At 47.7% G+C, this 21,683-nt stretch carries 19 protein-coding genes; 18 read left to right on the forward strand and 1 reads right to left on the reverse strand.

Annotated features, from left to right (window positions below; genetic code table 11):
* Positions 1-6 precede the first annotated feature (6 nt).
* From ACQSGY_RS09895 to infC, 17 genes are all read left to right on the forward strand, one after another.
* Positions 7-609: a GNAT family N-acetyltransferase gene (locus ACQSGY_RS09895; RefSeq protein WP_427051746.1), complete on the forward strand. Its 603-nt coding sequence runs from the start codon at positions 7-9 to the stop codon at positions 607-609.
* 109 nt (positions 610-718) lie between these two features.
* Entirely contained in the window at positions 719-1,540 is an 822-nt protein-coding gene (locus ACQSGY_RS09900; RefSeq protein ID WP_427051748.1) for a phosphotransferase family protein, read from the forward strand.
* 46 nt (positions 1,541-1,586) lie between these two features.
* Complete coding sequence (locus tag ACQSGY_RS09905) at positions 1,587-3,785, forward strand: class I SAM-dependent methyltransferase (protein WP_427051750.1); 2,199 nt, start codon at positions 1,587-1,589, stop codon at positions 3,783-3,785.
* Positions 3,782-4,360: a histidine phosphatase family protein gene (locus tag ACQSGY_RS09910; protein WP_427051752.1), complete on the forward strand. Its 579-nt coding sequence runs from the start codon at positions 3,782-3,784 to the stop codon at positions 4,358-4,360. The genes ACQSGY_RS09905 and ACQSGY_RS09910 overlap by 4 nt, the downstream gene beginning before the upstream one ends.
* A 75-nt stretch (positions 4,361-4,435) precedes the next feature.
* A complete protein-coding gene (locus tag ACQSGY_RS09915) occupies positions 4,436-5,116 on the forward strand; it encodes a 3'-5' exonuclease (protein ID WP_427051753.1) in 681 nt (226 codons plus the stop codon).
* Positions 5,117-5,121: 5 nt separating this feature from the next.
* Complete coding sequence (locus ACQSGY_RS09920; protein ID WP_427051754.1) at positions 5,122-5,496, forward strand: hypothetical protein; 375 nt, start codon at positions 5,122-5,124, stop codon at positions 5,494-5,496.
* A 188-nt stretch (positions 5,497-5,684) separates the two neighbouring features.
* A complete protein-coding gene (locus ACQSGY_RS09925) occupies positions 5,685-6,671 on the forward strand; it encodes an ABC transporter substrate-binding protein (RefSeq protein ID WP_427051755.1) in 987 nt (328 codons plus the stop codon).
* Between the two features lie 193 nt (positions 6,672-6,864).
* On the forward strand, positions 6,865-8,484 hold the full coding sequence (locus ACQSGY_RS09930; protein WP_427051756.1) for a helix-turn-helix domain-containing protein: 1,620 nt from the start codon (positions 6,865-6,867) through the stop codon (positions 8,482-8,484).
* A gap of 27 nt (positions 8,485-8,511) precedes the next feature.
* Positions 8,512-8,682, forward strand: coding sequence for a hypothetical protein (locus ACQSGY_RS09935; RefSeq protein WP_427051757.1), 171 nt, complete (start codon positions 8,512-8,514; stop codon positions 8,680-8,682).
* Positions 8,679-9,104: a hypothetical protein gene (locus tag ACQSGY_RS09940; RefSeq protein ID WP_427051759.1), complete on the forward strand. Its 426-nt coding sequence runs from the start codon at positions 8,679-8,681 to the stop codon at positions 9,102-9,104. The genes ACQSGY_RS09935 and ACQSGY_RS09940 overlap by 4 nt, the downstream gene beginning before the upstream one ends.
* Before the next feature lie 230 nt (positions 9,105-9,334).
* On the forward strand, positions 9,335-11,455 hold the full coding sequence (locus ACQSGY_RS09945) for a putative PEP-binding protein (protein WP_427051760.1): 2,121 nt from the start codon (positions 9,335-9,337) through the stop codon (positions 11,453-11,455).
* A 127-nt stretch (positions 11,456-11,582) separates the two neighbouring features.
* Positions 11,583-13,532 carry an LTA synthase family protein gene (locus ACQSGY_RS09950; RefSeq protein ID WP_427051762.1) on the forward strand — a complete coding sequence of 650 codons (1,950 nt, stop codon included), beginning with the start codon at positions 11,583-11,585 and terminating at the stop codon, positions 13,530-13,532.
* 244 nt (positions 13,533-13,776) lie between these two features.
* Positions 13,777-14,784 (forward strand): LLM class flavin-dependent oxidoreductase, encoded by a 1,008-nt coding sequence (locus ACQSGY_RS09955; RefSeq protein WP_427051764.1) that lies wholly within the window; start codon positions 13,777-13,779, stop codon positions 14,782-14,784.
* 27 nt (positions 14,785-14,811) lie between these two features.
* Positions 14,812-15,657 carry a metallophosphoesterase family protein gene (locus ACQSGY_RS09960; RefSeq protein ID WP_427051765.1) on the forward strand — a complete coding sequence of 282 codons (846 nt, stop codon included), beginning with the start codon at positions 14,812-14,814 and terminating at the stop codon, positions 15,655-15,657.
* Positions 15,658-15,767: 110 nt separating this feature from the next.
* Complete coding sequence (locus ACQSGY_RS09965; protein ID WP_426334621.1) at positions 15,768-16,091, forward strand: (2Fe-2S) ferredoxin domain-containing protein; 324 nt, start codon at positions 15,768-15,770, stop codon at positions 16,089-16,091.
* A gap of 165 nt (positions 16,092-16,256) precedes the next feature.
* Positions 16,257-17,189, forward strand: a complete 933-nt coding sequence (locus ACQSGY_RS09970) for a manganese-dependent inorganic pyrophosphatase (protein ID WP_111270799.1) — start codon at positions 16,257-16,259, stop codon at positions 17,187-17,189.
* Positions 17,190-17,300: 111 nt separating this feature from the next.
* Entirely contained in the window at positions 17,301-17,792 is a 492-nt protein-coding gene (infC, locus tag ACQSGY_RS09975; protein ID WP_427051812.1) for a translation initiation factor IF-3, read from the forward strand.
* 31 nt (positions 17,793-17,823) lie between these two features.
* Here infC and ACQSGY_RS09980 read toward each other — a convergent pair whose 3' ends face one another.
* Positions 17,824-18,675 carry a protein-glutamine gamma-glutamyltransferase gene (locus tag ACQSGY_RS09980; protein ID WP_427051766.1) on the reverse strand — a complete coding sequence of 284 codons (852 nt, stop codon included), beginning with the start codon at positions 18,673-18,675 and terminating at the stop codon, positions 17,824-17,826.
* A gap of 212 nt (positions 18,676-18,887) precedes the next feature.
* On the opposite strand from ACQSGY_RS09980, the gene ACQSGY_RS09985 reads away from it, so the two are divergent.
* Positions 18,888-21,638, forward strand: coding sequence for a PAS domain S-box protein (locus ACQSGY_RS09985; RefSeq protein ID WP_427051767.1), 2,751 nt, complete (start codon positions 18,888-18,890; stop codon positions 21,636-21,638).
* Positions 21,639-21,683: the final 45 nt, after the last annotated feature.

Raw genomic sequence — 21,683 nt, forward strand, 5'->3', positions numbered from 1 at the left:
GTTCTGATGACAGATAAAGGGGCAATTAATCCGATAATGCTGGACTTTCCCGAGAGTTTTCAGACGGAAAGGATGACCATTCGTGCTCCGCGGTGGGGAGACGGTAAAGAGATGAACGAAGCCATTTGGGAAAGCGCCGAGCAGCTGCGGCCCTGGATGCCTTTTGCCGAGAATATCCCATCCATAGAAGAGTCCGAAATCGTTGTACGCAAAGCCAGATTGAAATTTATGGACCGCAGTGACCTGATGCTCCATTTGCGTGATCAAGCTTCGGATGAGTTTATAGGCTGCAGTGGTTTGCACCGGATTGACTGGAATGTGCGCTGCTTTGAGATTGGCTACTGGATTCGGACCTCAAGGTCAGGGGAAGGTTTGGTGACAGAGGCTGTGCAAGGCATTGAGCAGTTTGCCATCACACATCTGCAGGCCAATCGGCTCGAAATTCGCTGTGATTCCCGAAATGTCCGCAGTGCAAAGGTGGCTGAACGGGCAGGGTACACGCTGGAAGGGATTTTGCGTAAGGTTCAGCAGGACCGCACAGGTTCATGGGTGGATATGATGGTTTTTGCCAAAGTCAGAGGCAGTGAGTTTAAAAAGGAAGAGGTATAGAGAGAAATTCAAGTTGGTGTGATATTGTGACCATGCAGAATAAACAGATCAAGAGTATAGGTTCTTACTCTGGGGGAATCCATTGACTGGAATGTCAGGAGGAAAATGAATGGAATGCATGGGTCAAGGAAGAACAGCGGAGATTTATCCGTATGCGGACAATCTGCTGCTGAAGTTATATCGTCCAGGTTTTTCTAGGGAAGCCGTAGAAACTGAATTTCGTATCAGTGAACGGGTCTATGAGAAGGGGCTCCCTGTACCTCGTGCAGTGCAGCTGCTGGAAAAAGAGTCACGTCTGGGCGTTGTGTTCGAACGTTTCGAAGGCTCAACGCTGTTATCCTTAATGATGCAGCAGCCCGAAGAGCTGGAGCAGCTCTCATCCCGCATGGCGGGCTATCATTACCGACTCCACAGGTTACAGGATGAGAGCAGTACAATGCCTGCGCAGAAAAATATGCTGAAGCATGCCATCCAGCGGGTGTCCAGCTTCTCTGAACGTGAACGGGATTACCTGATCAACTACTTGTCCCGCTTGCCTGAAATGAGTTATATCTGTCATGGTGACTATCATCCCGATAATATCATGCTTGCCAGAGACGGTGAGCAGTATTGTATCATTGATTGGATGACAGGTATGACGGGTGATCCTGCGGGTGATGTGGCCCGAACGTGGGTAATATTAATGAGCGGCAATCTACCGGATGATGAAGCACCAGCAATTCGGGAAGCATTCGATCGGGCCCGTAGCATCATGCTGCAGCATTATTTAGAGCGGTATGTTGCTCTTTCAGGAATCACTCGTGAACAGATTGAAGCCTGGATGCTGCCTGTAGCAGCGGCACGGCTGGATGAAGATCTGCCGCCCTCGGAAGCAGCGCAATTGCTTGAATTTGTGCGAACCCGATTACGGCTGCTGCCCGAATCAATATAAACAACTCCAATCTAAACAACATCATGAGATAAAGAGGTGAGGCTTCATGCTGCACGCGCTAAAAGCAATCCGAATGTACAAATCTAAATCAAAAGATACACATCAGCATATAACAGCCGAGCCGCAGTGGCTGCAGCTGCTGGCAGCGGCAGAGAAGCCGCGCATCAATCTGGAGCGTGTTCACTCGATGGCTGAGCTTGAGCACACCAATGCGGTCATGGATTACACGGAGCGCACACTTCAGGTACTGGAGGGACTTCGGCTTTCCTTTTGGATCCGTGAGCTGCTCGAGGAGGTGCTGGCCTGGTCGGAGGCAGCGAAGGGTGGTTCGTTGGAACAGCGCAGAGCGTGGCAGCAGCAGGGCATTAACCTGTTTGTACATAATATTGGCTCAGCCCAGTTATACGAGCTGTATGCAGCATCTGCGATCCGGACACCAAGACATGAGATCATTTGCATCTTGATTGCAACGCATGGACTTATTGGACAGTATATTCGAGGCGAGATTCCTTTTGTGGAGAACCTGCCTCTGCGCTCACTGACTGCCGAAGGCTGGGTTACCGATGGTGAACTGCGTGAAATATTGATGGCCTTGAACGAATGTATCATTGCAGGGGTGCATGAGGAGCTGTGGAGCCAGGTTCGGGACGAGGTGCAGCAAATCATAGGCTGGATTGTGGATGGAACGGAGCACAGGGATTGGACTGTGAAGGAGCGTTTGTCCCGTCTGAGAAGCGGTTCGATCCGGCATGGTGAAGCTATGGATAAAACGTATGCAGAGCTAGGAAAGCAGATTGCTGTAGAGCAGCAGTTAGCCCCCCTTGCTTCGCGTACCTTATGGTACGTCGAGTCAGCCATGCGGGATTTTTCGCTGGAAGAGATGGTCAAAGTGTTCATGCTCGCACTTCATAGTGAAGAATGGAACCAGGGAAATATGAAGCACACGATTACTACGGGGAACGCGAAGAGCGCGGAAATCACGGAGAGCAAACAGATAGAGCAGCAAGATGAAGGTTGTTCTGCGACTTCAATTCATCATATCAGCTTTGAGCCGTTAATGAACACGATGTATTACGACTACAAAGGTGTCAAAAAGCTGAATATTTACAAGAAACGCATGATTGAAAAATATCTGGAGCAGTATTCGTGGGAGCAGCTCATTACGGGGCAGCAGCTGCCTTATCCGCATCTCGGACATCGCATTGAACGATACCCGGACGTTCCGGATACGCTGTTTGTGACGTTTAAATTCTCACCTGCCGCAGAAAAACTGATTGCGTTCTGTATCGAAGCTGAGAAATCTCCATTGTATGAGCAGGCAGTGCTGTTGTTATTTGACCTGTTCGGGCTGCGACGGGATGCATATGACCGTTTCCACAACGAAGAAACCTATCTTGCAGACATGAACAGCTCGGGGGATTACAAGAAGGTGCTGCTGGACTATATTGTTGGCAAACGCGTGCTGGACATCGGCCCAGGCGGGGGTGTTCTGCTGGATCTGATTGAACAGGAAAAGCCGGAGGTGGAGCCGATCGGCATTGATATTTCGTCCAATGTAATTGAAGCGCTGGAGCGTAAGAAGCAGCTGGAATCCCATCGCTGGCATGTAATGAAAGGGGACGCCCTGCAACTGGATCAATATGTCGAGGTTGGTACGGTAGATACGGTCATTTTTTCCTCGATTCTGCATGAGTTATATTCATATATTGAGCGGGACGGACACAGATTTAATACAGATACGGTGGCCGCTGCGCTGCGCAGTGCTTTTCAAGTGCTTTCTCCGGGGGGAAGAATTCTTATTCGGGACGGCATTATGAGTGAGCCGGAGTCATTGAAACGGCGTATTCGTTTTCTGGAGCCGGATGGCATGCAATGGCTGGAGCGTTATGCTGCGGATTTCAAAGGCCGTGTGATTACGTATGAACGTCTGTCGGATCATGAGGTTATGCTCCCGATAAATGATGCGATGGAGTTCCTGTACACGTATACCTGGGGCGAAGAAGCTTATGTGCATGAGATTCAGGAGCAGTTCGGCATATTTACACCACAGGCTTATGAGCAGTGCATCCGGGAGACGCTGGGGGAAGAAGCAGATATTTTGATGTTGCGTCATTTTCTGCAAGATGGTTATACCGAAGCGTTGGCAGAGCGGATTATGATCATGGATGAGCACGGTGAGCCTGTGACCTTGCCCGACAGCACCTGTCTGATTGTGATTGAAAAAAAGGGAAGGATACGTGCATGAGCAAGGAAGCTCACACACGTCTATATTTTGTAAGACATGCGGAATCCCGATATGTCGAGGGCAGGGAGCGTGAGCGTGGGCTCACGGAACAGGGCTGTCTGGATGCCCGGAAAATTGCCAATCTCATGCAGCAAGAGGCTGTAGACATTTTTTACTCGAGTCCATATCTCAGAGCTGTGCAGACCATCCAGATTTGGGCTGAGTTCTGCGGGAAATCGGTGTGCATGGAGGAGGATTTACGTGAGCGAACGCTGTCTGGTCCTCATGTGAAACATGAGCATTTTCATGAAGCCAAACGGCGTTTGTACCTTGACGCTTCGTTTGCTTTTCCAGGTGGAGAATCCGGGCAACAAGCAAGGACAAGAGCCTTAGGTGTGATAGAACGGATTGTGAAGAAGCATGCAGGCCAGAGCATTGTGATCGGTACGCATGGGGATGTGATGACCCTTATTTTTCAGCATTTTGACCCGGCTTACGGGTTCGAATTCTGGGAAAGCACAACGATGCCGGATATTTACAGACTTGATCTGGATAGGAATCACCACATGCTGCGGATTGCTCGAATGTGGAAGTAATCCATAACGGACAAGATGCAACGACTATCTGACTGTGTACGCAAGGGTACATGACAACAGAATGGAGCAGCTCATATGAAAATTACGTTTGAATCGGATACATATACAGTCGAAGGCTTTAGTGTAACACCGCTTCAAGACAGGACGTACTGTATATTTGATCTGGAAGGAACCGGGATCGATACAGCTGTGGAGAGTGTGACGCAGTTTGGTGCGATGTATTACAAAAGAGGAGAAGGGGCCGATAAGGCAAGCTTTGCTTCTCTGGTTCGGGCGTGCAAACCGATACCGGAAGCAGTAGAGAAGCTTACAGGCATCAAGAACGCAGCGATGCTGCAGGCGCCGCATTTTGAACAGGTATATAAGCAATTTTGCAGTTTTATCGGGGATCAGGTGCTGGTGACTCATGCGGGGTATGAATATGATCTGCCCATGCTGGAGCGTCATTGCAAGCAGTTTGGATTAACGATGTTCACGAATAAAGTGCTGGATACGAAAGCGATGTTCACTTATATTCATCCAGAGGTAACGGATGTGGTATCGACAGATTTTCTTATTCATTATTACAACCTCAATACAGAAGGCATTCATAGACATGATGCACTGGAGGATTGCGGGATCATTGCCCGAATTTTCGAATGTGTACTGGAGGAATATGAGCAGCGTGGTGTAGATCATTTTACAGCGGATTCAGGAAAACGAATGAAACGTTTTGTCATACCGGAGATGTATTTGACAAAAGAGAAAGGAGATTGAACAGCATGGACAGAGATGATGTGCACACCCTGCTCGCGGATTTGAAGGATGGACATCTGCTTGATGATCAGAATTTCAAAGGGCTGGATGTAGATGCGTATCTGGATGAACGTGATGAACCCTCCTTTGCAGACGAATGGATGCAGGCTTATGAACGATACGCGGGTGATTCGGCTGTGGCCGAGCAAGAGGTGCTGCGGAGTATTCGAGAAACAGCATTTAAACGCACGATTACGTTGACAGGTGAGCCGGAGCTGGCGGGGTATGTTAGTGATGACTTTGGGCTGATCGGCTGTTATTTGCTGCAGAAGCACGAACAGAATGATTTTGTGAGGCAATTGTTAGGATGTTATCGTCAAGGAAAACTGCCCCTGGGTTGATTACCAGGGGTTGTTTTGTTTCATCCGTCTGCTTTATTTGTATAAAAAAGAGGCTTCATATGTGTATTGTGTGCTGATGCCAACTTCATGTACAATTCACCTATCATGTTATATGAGAATGATTATCATTATAAATTAAAACATTCTCATAAGCACAAAAACAGATTAGATTTAGGGGGAAGGGCATTATGGCAAGGCTCAGTTACAATATTCAAGGGTGGATACTTCTGCTGCTGATCGCAGGATTGGTGTTATCCGGGTGCGGAGTAAATACAGCTTCCCCTGCTGCTCAGCAGGGGAATGGCAGCAACAGCAGTGAGGAAGCGCAACCGACGAATGCGGACACTCGCGTGGTTCAGGATGAATACGGGGAAGTTACAATTCCGGTCCATCCGCAGCGAATTGCAGGCATATACGTAGAGGACTATCTCAAAGCTCTGGATATCACTCCGATTGTGCAGTGGTATCATCCCACATGGGGTGTGCAAGAATATCTGAACCTGGATGTGCCTCAGTTTGATATCACAGGAAGTGTTGAAGCACTGCTGGAATACAATCCAGACCTGATCATTGTGGATGGCGGGGTAGATGCTGCACAATACGAACAATATAAAAAGGTAGCACCGACCTATCGTATACCCGACAAGGTTCTTCAAGACTCTAATCAAGTCCTGGCAACCGTTGCCGATGTCGTTGGACAGCCAGAGAAGGGTAAAGCATTTAGCGAGCAGTTTAAACAAAAAATTGCAGATGCCAAAGCTTCACTGCATAATTCCATTGGCAATGAAACGGTTGCTGTTGTAAGGCTCAATGTTGCGGATAAAGGACTGGCATTATTCGGAGTCAAAAACAGGTATACAGGTTTCATCTATTCTGATCTTGGACTGACACCTCATCCGCTGGCTCGTGATATGCAGGAATATCAGGAGATTCTGTCCGAAGAAGCCATCCCGAGTCTCGATGCCGATCATATTATTGTGTTTCCTTCCAATGGAACCTGGGATTCCAAAGAAAATCAGGAGGCTGTTCATATTTTGGACGGAAAACTGTGGCAGTCCCTTCCTGCAGTCAAAAACAAACATGTGTATTTCATGGAAAGATCCCACTGGCAGTCAGGAGCAGTTATTGCAAACTCGATGAAGATCGATGATCTGTTGAGTAAGATGACACCATAAAAGAAACGTTCTGGCTAAGGAAGTTCTTCAGTTTATATTGAAGAGCTTTCTTTTTTCGTTTACACTCATCTAAATGATAACTATTCTCAAATAAGGAAGATGAATAAACATGCACTCGCCATTGTTACACATGACAAACACACCTTGGCTCTTTTCCCTACAAGCGATACAACATATTGAATTTTCATCGAATATGTATGCAAAGTATGCCTGGAATGCAGACGACGTATATTCGTTTATCGTTGTCATTCAAGGAAAAGGCGTTCTGGAGTACAAGGATGATAAAACAAGCATAGAGCCGGGTTCTGTCTATATGGCAGCGGGGCCAGAAGATGTAAAGTTCTCTGTAAGAGCTGATTCTGGGGCAGAGTTGGCATTGAAATTGTACAAGATCGATATGCAAAACATGGCTGACAAGCATCGTAAACATCCAGATCCGGGTGAGAATGCTTGGGAACAACATAATGTTGTTAAGCCCAATGTTAATGTCCAGGTTGATTCCGATGCCGGTCCCAGATTGAGCACTGCAAGCATTCCAATGGTCAAGACGTTTGCTTATGTGCCATGGAGTGCATGTCTGGAGTATATAGAGCAGCTATATCGTCAGCAATTCTCCGCAGATTGTTATGAAAAATGGGATGTACAGATTCGGTTTCAACAGTGGTTCAGGGACATGGTTCGTCAAAATGATGCCAGGCTTGAGCTGCATAACAATCGCCTTTCTCTACAGGAAACCGTTCATTACATAGATACACACTATGATCAAATGATTACAGTGGATGAACTGGCTTCACGCGCTGGTCTTTCCAGAGCAAGTTATACACGCCATTTCAAGAGATCGACGGGACAGCTTCCACTCGACTATGTGAACAGGGTTCGACTGGAGCGATCCAAGCAGCTTTTACATGTAACCGATGATCGCTTGCATGAGATTGCGAGTCGTGTGGGCTTCAGCAATGAATATTATTTCAGCCGTCGTTTCAAACAGTACACGGGTGTTTCACCTGGTGTATACCGCCGCAATCATCGGCAGGAAGTGCGTGTGTTTGCTCCTTATCTGGAGGATTTTCTGCTGGCGTTGGGAATCAAGCCGATCATTCAGGGCTCACATCGTGCTTGGGGAAGACAGCGTTACCTGCAGCTGGATGATGTACCTGAATTTGACGTAAGTCAGCTGGATGCTGGTTTTCATACAGAACATACCCCCGAATTCATTATGCTGGATATGGGATATAAGACGTGGAATCTGGATCGCCTTGAACAAGTTGCCCCCGTTTATTATGTAAGTCATGACGGAGAGGACTGGCGCATGATCCTGAAATCAACGGCGGACATCCTTGGCAGAAATAACCGGGTGCAGGACGTTATTGATACGTATGAACACAAGGTTTCAAGAGCGAGAAGACATCTGCATGACCGACTGCGTCAGGAAACGGTTGCTTTCCTTCGAGTCTCTGCTTCCGAGATCACGCTGTATGGTGATGAATGCGGTTATATTGGGCCAATCATCTATCAAGACCTTGGCCTCCGTCCGCATCCATATGTGCCGAAGTGGACACAGGGGAAGCGCGGAGTGAGCATTGGGCTGGAGCAGTTAAATCAGCTGGATGCGGATCATCTTTTAATCACCTTTGATACACGTAATTCCTGTAATTTCGGAGAGGAGCGCCAAATGCTGAACACACAGGAATGGAAGCAGCTTCCGGCAGTGAGGCATGGCAAGGTGTATGAGGTAGACTTTATGACGTGGATGAATTACGGTGTTCTCTCACACAACAAGAAAATCGACGATATTCTGCGGTTTATGGGGTAGAAAGTACCAAGATTGCCAGGGCGTGTCTTGAAACCTGCTGAAGTGCATCTTTTACCCCCTTTTCGCCCCCTGAAATATTTAGGTGAAAAAGAGTATGCTGATTATGTAAAAGACAACCGTATATCTATTGCGAATTTCTTAGAAGAGACTGAACTGGTGGTTGAAAAGAACTTGGTGATAAAGGTGGGAATGAAGTGAATGTAGATGATCAACTTGAGCTCTTGAAATATCAAATAAAGCTCATCAGAACAGTGGTTGCCTCGGACGAACATCCATATTTCATGTTCCTGCTGGATCATGATTTTAATGAAAAACAAACACGATCTTTAAATGACGTATTGTACATATTTAACCGTCGATTAGGTCGTCACTCTGCTAAAAGTGATAAGCAGTCCAAGCTCTTTCACAGTGAGAAGGTAAAGGATATCATGGAACGAAATAAATTCTTTGGAGTTCCAGATGATTTTCTATTAAGTGATTCGCCTCCAACATATAAAGAATTCGTTTCAATCATAAAGTTGATTGCGCCGGTAGATGTTAATCCGTCATATCTTTTAAAATCTCTCAAAATGCAAGAAATGTATGTTGATCTTTGTGAATATTTACTGGGTCAAGAATGAATCGCGCCGTGAGGCACTTCCAGGCTCTTTCAGCATTGGCTGAGGGAGCTTTTTGCTTGTTCTTTTCAAGGATGATCTAATTTTAACAAAAATAATGAATTACGCAAACAAAAACCTGAACCGATAGTCCTTGACGCTGGCAGTGCAACATAACATTAGAGAGAAGGCAGATATGCATAAGTGAAGCTGCCAATCAATCACAGCCACGGACGGCAGACGGGAGTGCTGCAATGATAAAACGGGTAATGCTGTTAGAGGACGGTACGGCAGAGATGAAAGGGATAACTCCTAGTATCGGAGCTGCTCTTGCAGCGCTAAGGGAAGCAGGATGGTCTGTTCCCACGGGAATGGTCGTGACGACAGATAGCTGTTGTGCATGCTGTGCCCGTCCTGGGGAGCTTTCGGATGAGATGAACGAGGAAATAGGCAATGCTATCGGGCAATTGGAGCAGCAAACGGGCAAGCTTTTTGGCCATGCAGACCATCCGATGCTGCTTCATGTACAGGCAGATTCATTGGTTGCTCCAGCTACGGCTGAAGCATGCATTATACCTTATGTCGGCTTGAATGACGATACGGTGGAAGGTTTTGCCCGTCAGACAGGCAATCGGGTGTATGCGCTTCAATGTTACCTGACTGAAATACAGCACTACGGGCACATCAAGTATGGCATCGCCTATCCAGCCACAGTGCAGCCTATTGATGTCCAGCGTTCTTCTGGAGAAGCGGAGCTTGAATATTCCATTGCCGAGTGGAAACAGTTGATTCAGAAGAAGAGTGGCCATCCGTTTCCGCAGGATGTGCGGCTTCAGCTTCAAGCAGCGATCCATGGGGTGTCTTTTTCCAATCCCAAGGAAAATTCCGTAGAGACTTTAACATCACAACAGGAGACTACAGCTTGGCCTGTGTTTATACATGCAGTCAGTCAAGGTAAATATAGCGATTTGAAGGGTAAAGGCAGCGTATACACACGTAACCTGGCAACGGGAGAAAAGGGCATAATAGGAGACTACTTGCCAGCTCAAAGCCAGTCGGGCATGCTGCATGCGCTCTCTTATTTGAAACGGCATGATTCAGAACGGTATGCAGAGCTTGAAGCGATCTGTACGGAATTGGAGAAGCGAACAGGGACAGTGCTGGAGCTCACCTATACGGTAGACTCGGCATCCATCTGTTTAGAGCATATTCGGTCCGCGTGGTTAAGTCCGGCAGCTGCGATCAAGAGTGCAGTAGACCTTGTGCTGGAAGGTGTAATTCAACCAGAACATGCCCTTCTGCGAATGGATTCAGAGATTTTAGCAGAGAGCAGGAAACAGGAAATACCGGAAATGAAACGGCTGCTGGAATGGGCTGATGAAATAAAAGATATATCGATTCTCGCAAAAGTGGAAGAAACGGCTGATGCCTTGCAGGCCAAGGCCTGGGGGGCCGACGGAATTGGCTTGTGTGTAACCGATGCGATGTTCATGTCTCCACACAGAAAACCTTTTGTGCAGAAGATGATGATGGCAAATACGGAAGAAGAACGCAGGCGTGGTCTGGAACGATTGCTGCCGATGCAGCAGTCTGACCTGGAAGTTCTTTTTGAAGCCATGAACGGTCGTCCGGCAGCGATTCGATTGTTTGATTTTGCTCGCTATGAGTTCGTTCCAGGGCGAGGTGAGGAAGATCAGCATGGTGACCAGCTGAACATTGATCTATTTGAATTGTATGAAATGCAGCTTGAAGCTGTTTTCCGGGCGGCTGTACGATGCATTCGTGAAGGGTTATGGGTACGTCCCGAGATTCTCATTCCGCATGTCGAGCATGCACAGGAGATGCAGGACATAAGAGAGCTGGCAGATCATGTGGCTGCACAGGTGCTTGGTGAAGAGAGGAGGCACTGCATATATAAGGTAGGCGCTGTAATTTCCTCACCAAGAGCGGCATTGACAGCGTCACAGATTGCGAGATACGCGGATCTTATTTTGTTTGCCGGAGATGAGTTGAGCGAAACGACTCCGGGCTACATGCCTGAGGGAGCGGAGCAGCAGCAGGAGGATTACGCAACGATGTTGCAGACGGAGCCCGCCCCTTTACGGAAACTTGATATCGAAGGCGTTGGTCGTTTGGTTGAACACGCGGTGGCTCAGAGCCGATTGCGCAAGCCGCATCTGAAAACGGTCATATCAGGTGAGCATAGCAGAGACGTGCAGTCGATGGCATTGATTCAGCAAATCGGACTTGACGCAGTATGCGTCAGACCAGAGCACATACCATGGGCCCGGGTTGCAGCAGCACAGGCGGTGATCCGACATGTAAAGGAGAAACAAAATACTAGCGAGGATGAGGATATATCAACCATTGCCTAAATCTTCATTTTAAAAAACACTGATCCAGTGTGGACCTCAATGGAACAGTAACCCGAAAACTGTTATACTGAAATATGCGTTTTGTAAAATGAACGTAAAATATTTCAGATAAGGGTTGAAATTGACCATGTTTACATCGACTAAAAAAAGCGGGCAGACGTCATCACGGGCCTTATTCGCTGTCTTGTTTATTTTAATGCTGCTGAAGTTATCGCTTCTGCGGTATTTCTTTTTCAACGGACTGTCGGGTCTGGGGCTGTTAACGGATGCCCTTGCTGCGCTCACCATTGTGTGTGTGCTTGACCTCATTGTGCCGCTCAGCTGGAAACGCACGGTGTATGCGATATTTAACGTGTTCTTTTCGCTAATCCTGTTTGCAGCGACACTTTATAACGCACATTTCAGTTCGGTTCCTACCTATACCGCGCTTAGTGAGCTGGGGCAGGTTGCGCAGGTGAGAGGAAGTATAGGGCCGTTGGTTCGGCCGACACACTTTTTATTTTTTGCAGATATCATTCTTGCTGTGCCGATCTGGTGGATCAGACGCCGACGCATTAGACGCAGCAATGCATATCGCAGCAGTTATAGCGACAGCCATCTGACATTTGGCAGAAAACGCAGCAGCTATTGGGGCAAGCTTGGAGTTGCACTTACCGCGGCCTTCTGTATCATCTGCTCAGGCAGCTTTATCGTCAAAGGAGAAACGATTGACAACGAGCTGGTGCGAGCCGAAAATCTCGGTTTTCTGAACTACCAGGTATCCTCTGCTATTCTGACAAGCAAGGAAAATGAAGCCATCGCTAACGGTAACATTAACGAAACGATTGCCAAAATCAACGAACTGGTAAGCAAGTACCCATATCAGGATAAAGCAAAGAATGGTGCAGCCGTAAAAGCAAAATATTTCGGTCAGGCCAAAGGCAGTAATCTGATTGTGCTTCAGCTGGAGTCCTTTCAGAACTTTCCGATTAATGCTTCGCTGAATGGTCAGGCATTAACGCCAGTTTTAAACAATCTTGCGAAAGAAAGCTATTATTTTAATCATTTCTTCCAACAGATCGGGCAAGGCAATACATCGGATGCGGAGTTCATGTCGAACACATCGATCTATCCTACGGGGGTTGTGCCGATGTCAGCGGGGTATAGTGACCGTGATCTTCCTAGCTTGCCCAAGCTGCTTGCCAAGGAAGGGTATGAATCCGAGACGTTTCACGTAAACGACGTGACCTTCTGGAATCGTAACAAAATGTATCCTGCCCTTGGTTTTACACGTTACTTTGATAAACCAAGCTTCACCAATGACAAATTTAACGATTTTGGTCCATCGGACGAAGAGTTATATCGGGTTGGTGTGGAAAAAATGACTGCGCATCAGGCTGCGAGCCAGCCGTTCTATGCCCAGTTTATTACGGCCTCGAGCCATTCGCCGTTTACCGTGCCAGCAGACCGCGCGCGAATTGAAATTCCCGCGACGATTACCAATAAACTTCTGCATGATTATCTGCAAGCGATCAATTATACCGATTATGCGGTTGGTCAGCTCATTCAGGAATTGAAAGCAAATGGTTTGTGGGACAACACAACTCTTGTCCTATACGGAGATCACTTCGGCTTACCTGAAGAGGAGGAAATTACGCAACAGATTCAGGCTAATCTCAATATCCCGTATGACGGTAAAGTAAGCCGCTTCAACATTCCGCTGATGATTCACACTCCTAAGCAAACGAAGGGGCAAGTGATAGAGCAGCCGGGTGGTCAGCTGGATATCTTACCCACAGTAATGAACCTGATGGGCGTCTCGCTGAAGCAGGAAAACTTCACTGCATTCGGGCATGACCTGCTGAATATGGATCATAATGCATTTGGTATTCGTTATTACTTGCCAACAGGCTCTTTTGTCAACAATGACATCATGTTTATCCCTGGTGCAGGCTTTGATGACGGGACAGCTTACTCGCTTAAAACGTTTGAGCAGGTGACAGATCTGGAGCCATACCGTTCAGACTATGAACATGTGCTGAATCTGATGAAGCTCTCTGACGAGTATGTGAAGCTGCTGCCGAAACGAACACCATAAGGGAATGAACGGTAGGATCAACAAGCGAACGTTTCGAACGCTGCCAGCATGAACGCTGGCAGCGTTTTTTATGTTTTTAGCACAAAGGAATGCAGGTATTCTTTCATCGAAATGTTCGAACCTCTCTCTTTTTTTCAACGTGTAAGAAGAGCCATAACATTTGAAACTGTAATTTTTAATGTTACAATGAACAAGTAAGAAAGATAAAGACGACATACTTCACGAGCGAGAGGAATGAATATATATGAAATTGAGCGTATTGGAGCATGGACATATCAGTGAGGGGCGTCAGGTACAGGATGCCTTGCAGGAGGCTGTTACGTTGGCACGACATGCCGAGCAGCTGGGATATTCCCGGTTCTGGATGTCAGAGCATCACGGCGGCGGGGCATTGTCCTTCTCCAGCCCGGAGGTTATGATCGCACATGTGGCTGCTCATACGGAACGTATTCGGGTAGGCTCGGGAGGCGTGATGCTGCCGCATTACAGTGCGTATAAGGTAGCCGAGAATTTCCGTCTGCTGGAAGCCCTGCATCCGGGCCGGATTGATCTGGGCATTGGACGGGCGCCGGGAGGCATGCCGATTGCCAGTCGGGCGCTGAATGAAGGCAAAGCCTCCAATATACACCTTTTCCCGCAGCAGATTGCAGACCTTGGTGCTTATTTCCATGAGCAGTTACCCGAAGACCATCGGTTTGCTTCCCTTGTAGCCGGGCCTTCCGTTACCACCGTTCCCGAGGTATGGCTCCTCGGTTCCAGCTCGGAAGGGGCAAGAATTGCTGCGGCACAAGGTACAGCGTATGCTTTTGCCCAGTTTTTTGGAACTCCGGGTGGAGAGGAAGCGATGAAGCATTATCGCCGTCACTTCAAACCTTCGATTCTGAACGACAAGCCGCATAGTATGATTGCGGTATCGGCCTTCTGTGCAGAAACCGAAGAAGAGGCGGCCGAGCTGGCCCGCAGCAATGAACTGTTTTTCTTGCGCCTTGGGCGGGGACTGGAGCAGCGCTCGTTCCCTTCGCTGGAGACGGTGAAAAATTATCCATATACAGCGATGGAGCTGGAGCAGATTCGGCAGCGCCGTTCCTCCTCCATCATTGGTACACCGGATCAGGTGAAGGACAAAATTATCGCTATGGCTGAACGCCATGAAGCCGATGAAGTCATTATTGCATCGGCCATTCATTCGTTTGAAGCACGTCTGCGCTCGTTCAGCCTGATTGCAGAAGCGTTCGGGCTCAAGCAGGAGTAACCGGGTCAGAGCGGGAATGGTATATTAATGATAGAATGGAATGCTGCTTGTTTGTCCTGGGCAGATCGGCAGCATTCCCGTTTTTATTTTGTGGCTGCTTCTGAGAGAGAGGAGATTACCTTGCGCAGATGTGTTATAAGTGACATTCACGGCTGTTATGATGAATTTAATGCATTGCTTGAGCAGGCTGGTTATGATCCTTCGCAGGATGAGTTGATTTTACTGGGTGACTATGTGGATCGAGGTCCAAAGAGCAAGCAGGTCATTGAGCAGATTATGCAGCTGAGGCAGGAGCACGGAGTCGTTGTACTTAAAGGCAATCATGATGCCATGATGGTTAAGGCTCTGCAGCATGACGTGCAGGAGTATGATCTGCACTGGATTCGTAATGGAGGCTTGCAAACGCTGGCCAGTTATCTGCAGGTGTCTTACGACCCGGAACAGATGGATTGGCAGGCTTATGCTCAGGATAAAGAATGGATGCGCTCACATTACAGTGAACATCTGCATTTTCTGGACAAGCTTCCGCTGTCGTATGAAATCCCGGGTTACATTTTTGTACATGCCGGGATTAACCCGGATGAAGCCGATTGGAGAAGCCAGTCTGAACGGGATTTTATCTGGATTCGCGAACCTTTTTACACTAGGCCGACAAATCTTCAGGAAGTGGTTATCTTTGGACATACGCCTGTCATGAACCTGCATGATGAGCATGGAGTGTGGATGGACCCGCGAGGTGACAAAATAGGGATCGACGGCGGTTGTGCCTATGGCGCACAGTTAAATCTGCTGCAGATTGACGAAGAGGGCAGGATCGAGACGTTTTATGTGAAAAAAGGACAACAGGCTCCAAAGCCTGAAAATGAACTGTAAATATCATTGCACGAACCTGGATTAATGTGCTAATTTATAGTGTTGTACATGTTGTCGGTGTAATTTTTCAGGATACATACTATATTTGATGTGAGGGGAATGAAGCAAGCTTGGCTATCTATAATCTGGATCACTTGCAGCACCATATTTTACTCTGTAATGGCGGAACATGCATGCGTAATGAGGGAGAAGAGGTTACTCAGGCGGTGCGGGACGAAATCGCGAAACAGCAGGCTGGAGGATTTATTCATACAACGCGCACCAAATGTAATGGCCGTTGTGACGACGGGTGTGTGACGATCGTATATCCGCAGGGAGACTGGTATGGTAAAATGACGCCGGAATCAGGCCGGGAACTCGTGCAGGCTCTGTGCAATGGGGAGAAACTGGACAAACATCTGATTGCTAACGTAGCCAAAACCTCTGCTAACTAGAGCTGGCATGGTGCATTTTGATTATAAGGCCGCCCTTTGCATGACATGTAATTAATTCGCTGTAAAGGGATTGGAATTAAGACGTATAAGCGCTATAATCAGTAAGGTATGATTTAATATAGACTAGAATTGAACTTAAATTCGAATTGACGGAGGGCAATGAATATGGAAAAAGCATTAATTTTCGGCCACAAAAACCCGGATACAGACACGATCTGTTCAGCGATTGCTTATGCAGACCTGAAAAGCAAATTGGGACAGGACGTTGAAGCTGTTCGTCTGGGCGAAGTGAACGGTGAAACCCAATATGCGCTGGATCAATTCAAGGTTGCGGCACCACGTTTGATCAAAACAGCAGCGAACGAAGTAAACAAAGTCATTCTGGTGGACCACAACGAACGTCAGCAAAGCGTAAGTGATATTGAAGACGTAACGGTTGTTGAGGTTATCGACCATCACCGTATTGCGAATTTTGAGACAAGCCAGCCTTTGTATTTCCGTGCAGAGCCTGTAGGCTGTACGGCAACGATTCTGAATAAAATGTACAAAGAAAACGGCGTGGAAATCAGCGCGCCAATCGCGGGCCTGATGCTGTCGGCTATCATCTCCGATTCCTTGCTGTTCAAATCCCCGACTTGCACAGAGCAGGACGTTGCAGCGGCGCGTGAGCTGGCAGCTATTGCTGGTGTAGATGCAGACAGCTACGGTCTGGACATGCTGAAAGCCGGAGCGGACCTGAGCCAGAAAACAATTGCTGAATTGATCTCTCTGGATGCGAAGGAATTCGCTATGGGTACAGCTAAAGTTGAAATCGCGCAGGTGAATGCGGTTGACGTCAATGACGTGCTTGTAAAACAACCAGAGCTTCAAGCGGCCATTGAAGCGATCATCTCCAGCAAAGGACTTGACCTGTTCTTGTTTGTTGTAACAGATATCCTGAACAATGATTCTGTAGCCTTGGCTTACGGTGCATCTACCCAAGCAGTAGAGAAAGCATACAACGTAACACTGGCAGACAACAAAGCACTGCTGAAAGGTGTTGTATCCCGCAAATCGCAGATTGTACCTGTGCTGACGGAAGCGTTCAACACACTGTAATTCGAAGAAGCGGTATAATTGATAACAAGCAGCACAATAATGAAGCCTGCTCTGATCTTTCATGGATCAGGACAGGCTTTTCATGTCAGGGAGGAAACAACTATGGCTCAGATCATTAAAAATGAAAAAATCAAGGCAGCCGAGGTACAGCTCACGGGTCTGAATGGGGAAGATCTGGGGATCATGTCCACACGGGAGGCACTGGCGCTGGCTAAACAACATAAAGTAGATCTCGTATGCACGTCTCTGATGAGCAGCCCGCCGCCCTGCAAGCTAATTGGAGCCGGTGCGGCGCGTGAGGAAGCACAGCAGGCGAAGAAACAGGCGAGCAAATCACCGGACAAACGCAAAGTAAAGGAAATTCGGCTGCAGCTTCAGATGGAGGACCATGACCGTGATGTCAAGCAGTCACAGGCAGAGCGCATTCTGAAAAAGGGCGATTCCGTGAAGTTGGTTATTCAGGTTCATGGTGCGAAAGAAGGCGAAGCAGGCAAAGCCTGGGCTGAAGAGCTTTGCAAAGCACTTAAAGATGTTGGAAGCAAGACGACGGGTATTCAGGTCAGCGGAAAACAAGTGGTTGTGCAGCTTGATCCGGTTAGCTGAGGGTTACTCGATATAAACGGCGATTAAAACGCTAAACGCTTGTAAAAGGGCCCGAACTCGGGACACGCAAATACCGACGACCGCCTACTCTCACATATAGTTGACCTGGCAGCACGGGAGAAGAGGCATTTGGATTGTCAGCTGAGTTGTTTTTGGCATAGCGGGATAAATACAGAAAGTCGGGATAAATAACCATATCCATTAGATATGCAGATACCTGGCTGCCCGGAAAGCGGAACTGATTCAAGGTTTGAATAATCTGCTCACCGCTTGCAATGCCGATTCCATGTCCGTAATACCAGTTCTCCCGCAGCATAATCGTATTTTCACCCTGCCATTCAGGTGTTGCGGGAGATACGTCGGGATTTTTGAAATACAGCACATCTCCAGGCAGGGCCGATTCCTTGCCATTTTTTTCGATCAAACGAAGATCACTGTCATAATGCCAGTCAAACAGCAGCAGGTTGCGAAATAAGGAATTAAAGGCATCCTCACGTATGCTTCCAAGCACTCCTCCATACAGTACAATAACGGCAGCGGTTGCACACTCGAAGGCATATAAATGTCCGTTTTTCCATATATCCCGGATGCCGTCGGCAGGCGTTACATCGGGACGAAGTTCAAATCCTCCCTCGGCATTCCGGTTCCAGCAGGCAGGGTTGCAGCGCGAATTCTCAAATGATGCAAAGCTTACTCCGCTTCGATCCAGTCCTTTGGCTGCATCCACGAGAGATTCCCTTAAATCCCATTCAAAGTGCAGATGCTCCATCGATTGATATACATATCGTTCAGGCCGGTTCTGAAGCTGCTGTAACCACTGCCAAGCAAATGCAGACCATTCGGAGGGCGACAGTTGAACTGGTTGATTAGCAACAATAATCATGGGGCAATAACCTCCATTCTTAACTTGCTTTTGTGAATATGGCAGGAGTGAGGCTAATGTGAACATGTCGAGTGCTGCCAGAGATTTTTTACATCGATTTCGGTTTAATGTTCGTGGTAATTGGGGTACTACTCTTTTATAGATAAAGTTATGTTCAGATTGATCTGTTCATACGAATAACATTTCATCTTCTTATTAAAGGAGGATATGTAGTGTCGAACTCCATCACACAGAGTCGCTCTCTGTTCGAACAATTATATACACATGCGCCAATCGGCATTGCTGTCGCTTCTCACGTAAACGGATTGTGGGTGCAGCTAAATCCGGCTTTTTGCGAGATGATCGGATCGACGGAAGAGGAATTGCTGGATACCTCAATTGTACATATGATTTATGAAGAAGATCTCAGGTACGAGGAGTTTCGCAATAACTTCTGGAACATGACCAATCATGGACAGCCGATGTATGAGACGGAAGTACGTCTGAAACGGAAAGACGGTACACTGGTGTGGACTACAATCAGAGCCTGCATCGTTCGGGACGAGAAAAGCGGTGAACCGTTATATCTATTAGTACAAGCTGCGGACATCAGCAAGCAAAAGGAAGCGGAGCAAAGGCTGCTTGAACAGCGGAGAGAGCTGGAGGAGAGCAGTCGTATTTCACGTATTCTGGCCGAATCCTCCATGGATCTGATTGCGATTCATCAAGCAGATGCCGAGCGCACGTTTAAATATGTATCCGATGCCAGCAGAAGCATGCTTGGTTACGAACCGGAAGAAATGGTGGGACAGTCCGGCATGTTCTGCATATATCCTGATGATGTTCCAACCGTGCAGGCATACATCCGTGAACAGATGAAGGGACTCGCACCGGAGCGGTTCAGTTATCGGCTGCAGCACAAAAATGGTTCCATTGTATGGGCAGACACGCTGACCCATTATGTGTATGATGCATCCGGAGCGGTGCAGGAGATGGTTGCCGTTACACGTGATATTACCGAAAGCAAACAGCAGCAGCTGAGTTTACAGGAATATAAATCGTTATTTGATTGCAATCCGCTTGGGGTTGCATCTCTTGACAGGGAAGGAAACCTGCTGAAAGCAAACATCGGGCAAGAGCAATTGACCGGTCATACACGGGAAGAGCTGTTAAGCCGTCCTTTTGATCATCTCATCGATCCGGTGGATCTGGAGAAGACACGGTATCATTTTGAAGAGACGGTGAAAGGAACAGCGCAGAGCTACGAGATTGGTTTGATTCACAAAAATGGTCAGCGCATTGAAACCAGTGTTATTAACGTTCCGATTTTGCTGGAAGACAAAGTGGTTGGGGTGTATGGCATCACAAGTGATGTAACTGCAGCGAAGCGTTATGTAGAGGAAATCGAAAATTTAAGTTATGAGCGGGCTCTGATTCTCAATAGTATGTCTGAAGGTGTCATCGGGCTTGATCTGGATGGAAACGTGAACTTTGCCAATCCGGCGGCAGCGGAGATGATGCATATTTGTCCAAACGAGATGAACGGCCAGCCTTTGGAAAAGATGATGATTCAGATGCAGAGCGAGGGGATTCCTTTTCCAGGAAAAGGTACACCGATGCTTCAGGCCGTGCGTGAAGGAAGAGCGCTGCCGCGTACAGAATCGGTATTCTGGCGACAGGATGGGTCCAGCTTTCTTGCAGAATTTCAATTGAAACCTATTATGGATCAGGGGCAGACACGAGGGGCTGTACTCGTATTCCGGGATATGACGTCTGTCAAAGAAATTATAAGAGCCAAGGAAGCAGCCGAGCATGCCGATCGTGCGAAATCCGAATTTCTGGCTGTGATGAGTCACGAGCTGCGTACACCGCTAAACGGTATGATGGGCATGGCCCATTTGTTGATGGATACCGAGCTGGACGAGGAACAGCGAGGATTCGCCGAGATCATGATCGACAGCGGGGAATCGCTGTTATGTATCCTGAATGAAATATTGGACTTTAGCAAAATTGAAGCAGGTAAAATGGATCTGGACCATGGACCCGTGGATATTCGCGATACGCTGAACAGTGTAATTGAATTGTTTTCTGTCAAAACTGCGGAGAAAAATATTGACCTTCACAGTGAGATCACGGGTGAGATTCCTGAGCGTGTCTGTGGAGATGAGACGAGAATTCGTCAGATTCTGATTAATCTGGTCGGCAATGCCGTTAAATTTACCGAGCAAGGGAGCATCACGGTTAGCGTCGAGGCGGTTCATTCGCCAGAATACGGACCTGATCATCTCATGCTGTCGTTCAAGGTGAAGGATACGGGCATTGGCATTGCTCTGGACAAGCAGCACCAGTTATTCCAATCATTCTCGCAGCTGGACCCATCCATCAATCGCAAGTTCGGTGGAACAGGGCTGGGGCTTGCGATCAGCAAAAAACTGGTGGAGCTCATGGGCGGAGCTATCGGTGTTCAGAGTGAGATTGGCAAAGGAGCAGAGTTCCAGTTTACCCTTGTGCTGGAGAAGTGGAGAGACGTGGTGGTTACAGGTGCGGCAGCGGAAATTGCAGCAGGCAGTGCGGTGCTGGACCGCAGCCATCTCGCTCAAGGCATTCGCATATTGATTGCCGAGGATCAGGCCGTGAACAGTCATCTGCTGGAGGAGATGCTGCGTAAATTCGGCGGTGTATGTGATATTGTAGCTAACGGTGCCCAAGCTGTGGAATCGCTGGCAAAAAGGTCGTATGATCTGATCTTTATGGATATTCAAATGCCGGTTATGGACGGGATTGAAGCCACTTGCGAGATTAGAAAAAAACATCCTGAAATCCCGGTGATCGCTGCGATTACCGCCTTTGCAGAAGAACGTGACCGGGAGGCCTGTCTGCGATGCGGCATGCAGGATTTCATAAGCAAGCCGTTCCATTCAGCAGAGATCATTCGGGTACTCCAAACGTGGGTGCCATACATTCAGACCAAACTCATCAGATGATACCGATTGGACATGTTATAGTATGCCCTGAACTGATAAGTGCTT

Origin of the sequence: Paenibacillus sp. TC-CSREp1, from assembly GCF_050171015.1 — a bacterium.
Lineage (GTDB): Bacteria > Bacillota > Bacilli > Paenibacillales > Paenibacillaceae > Paenibacillus > Paenibacillus silvae.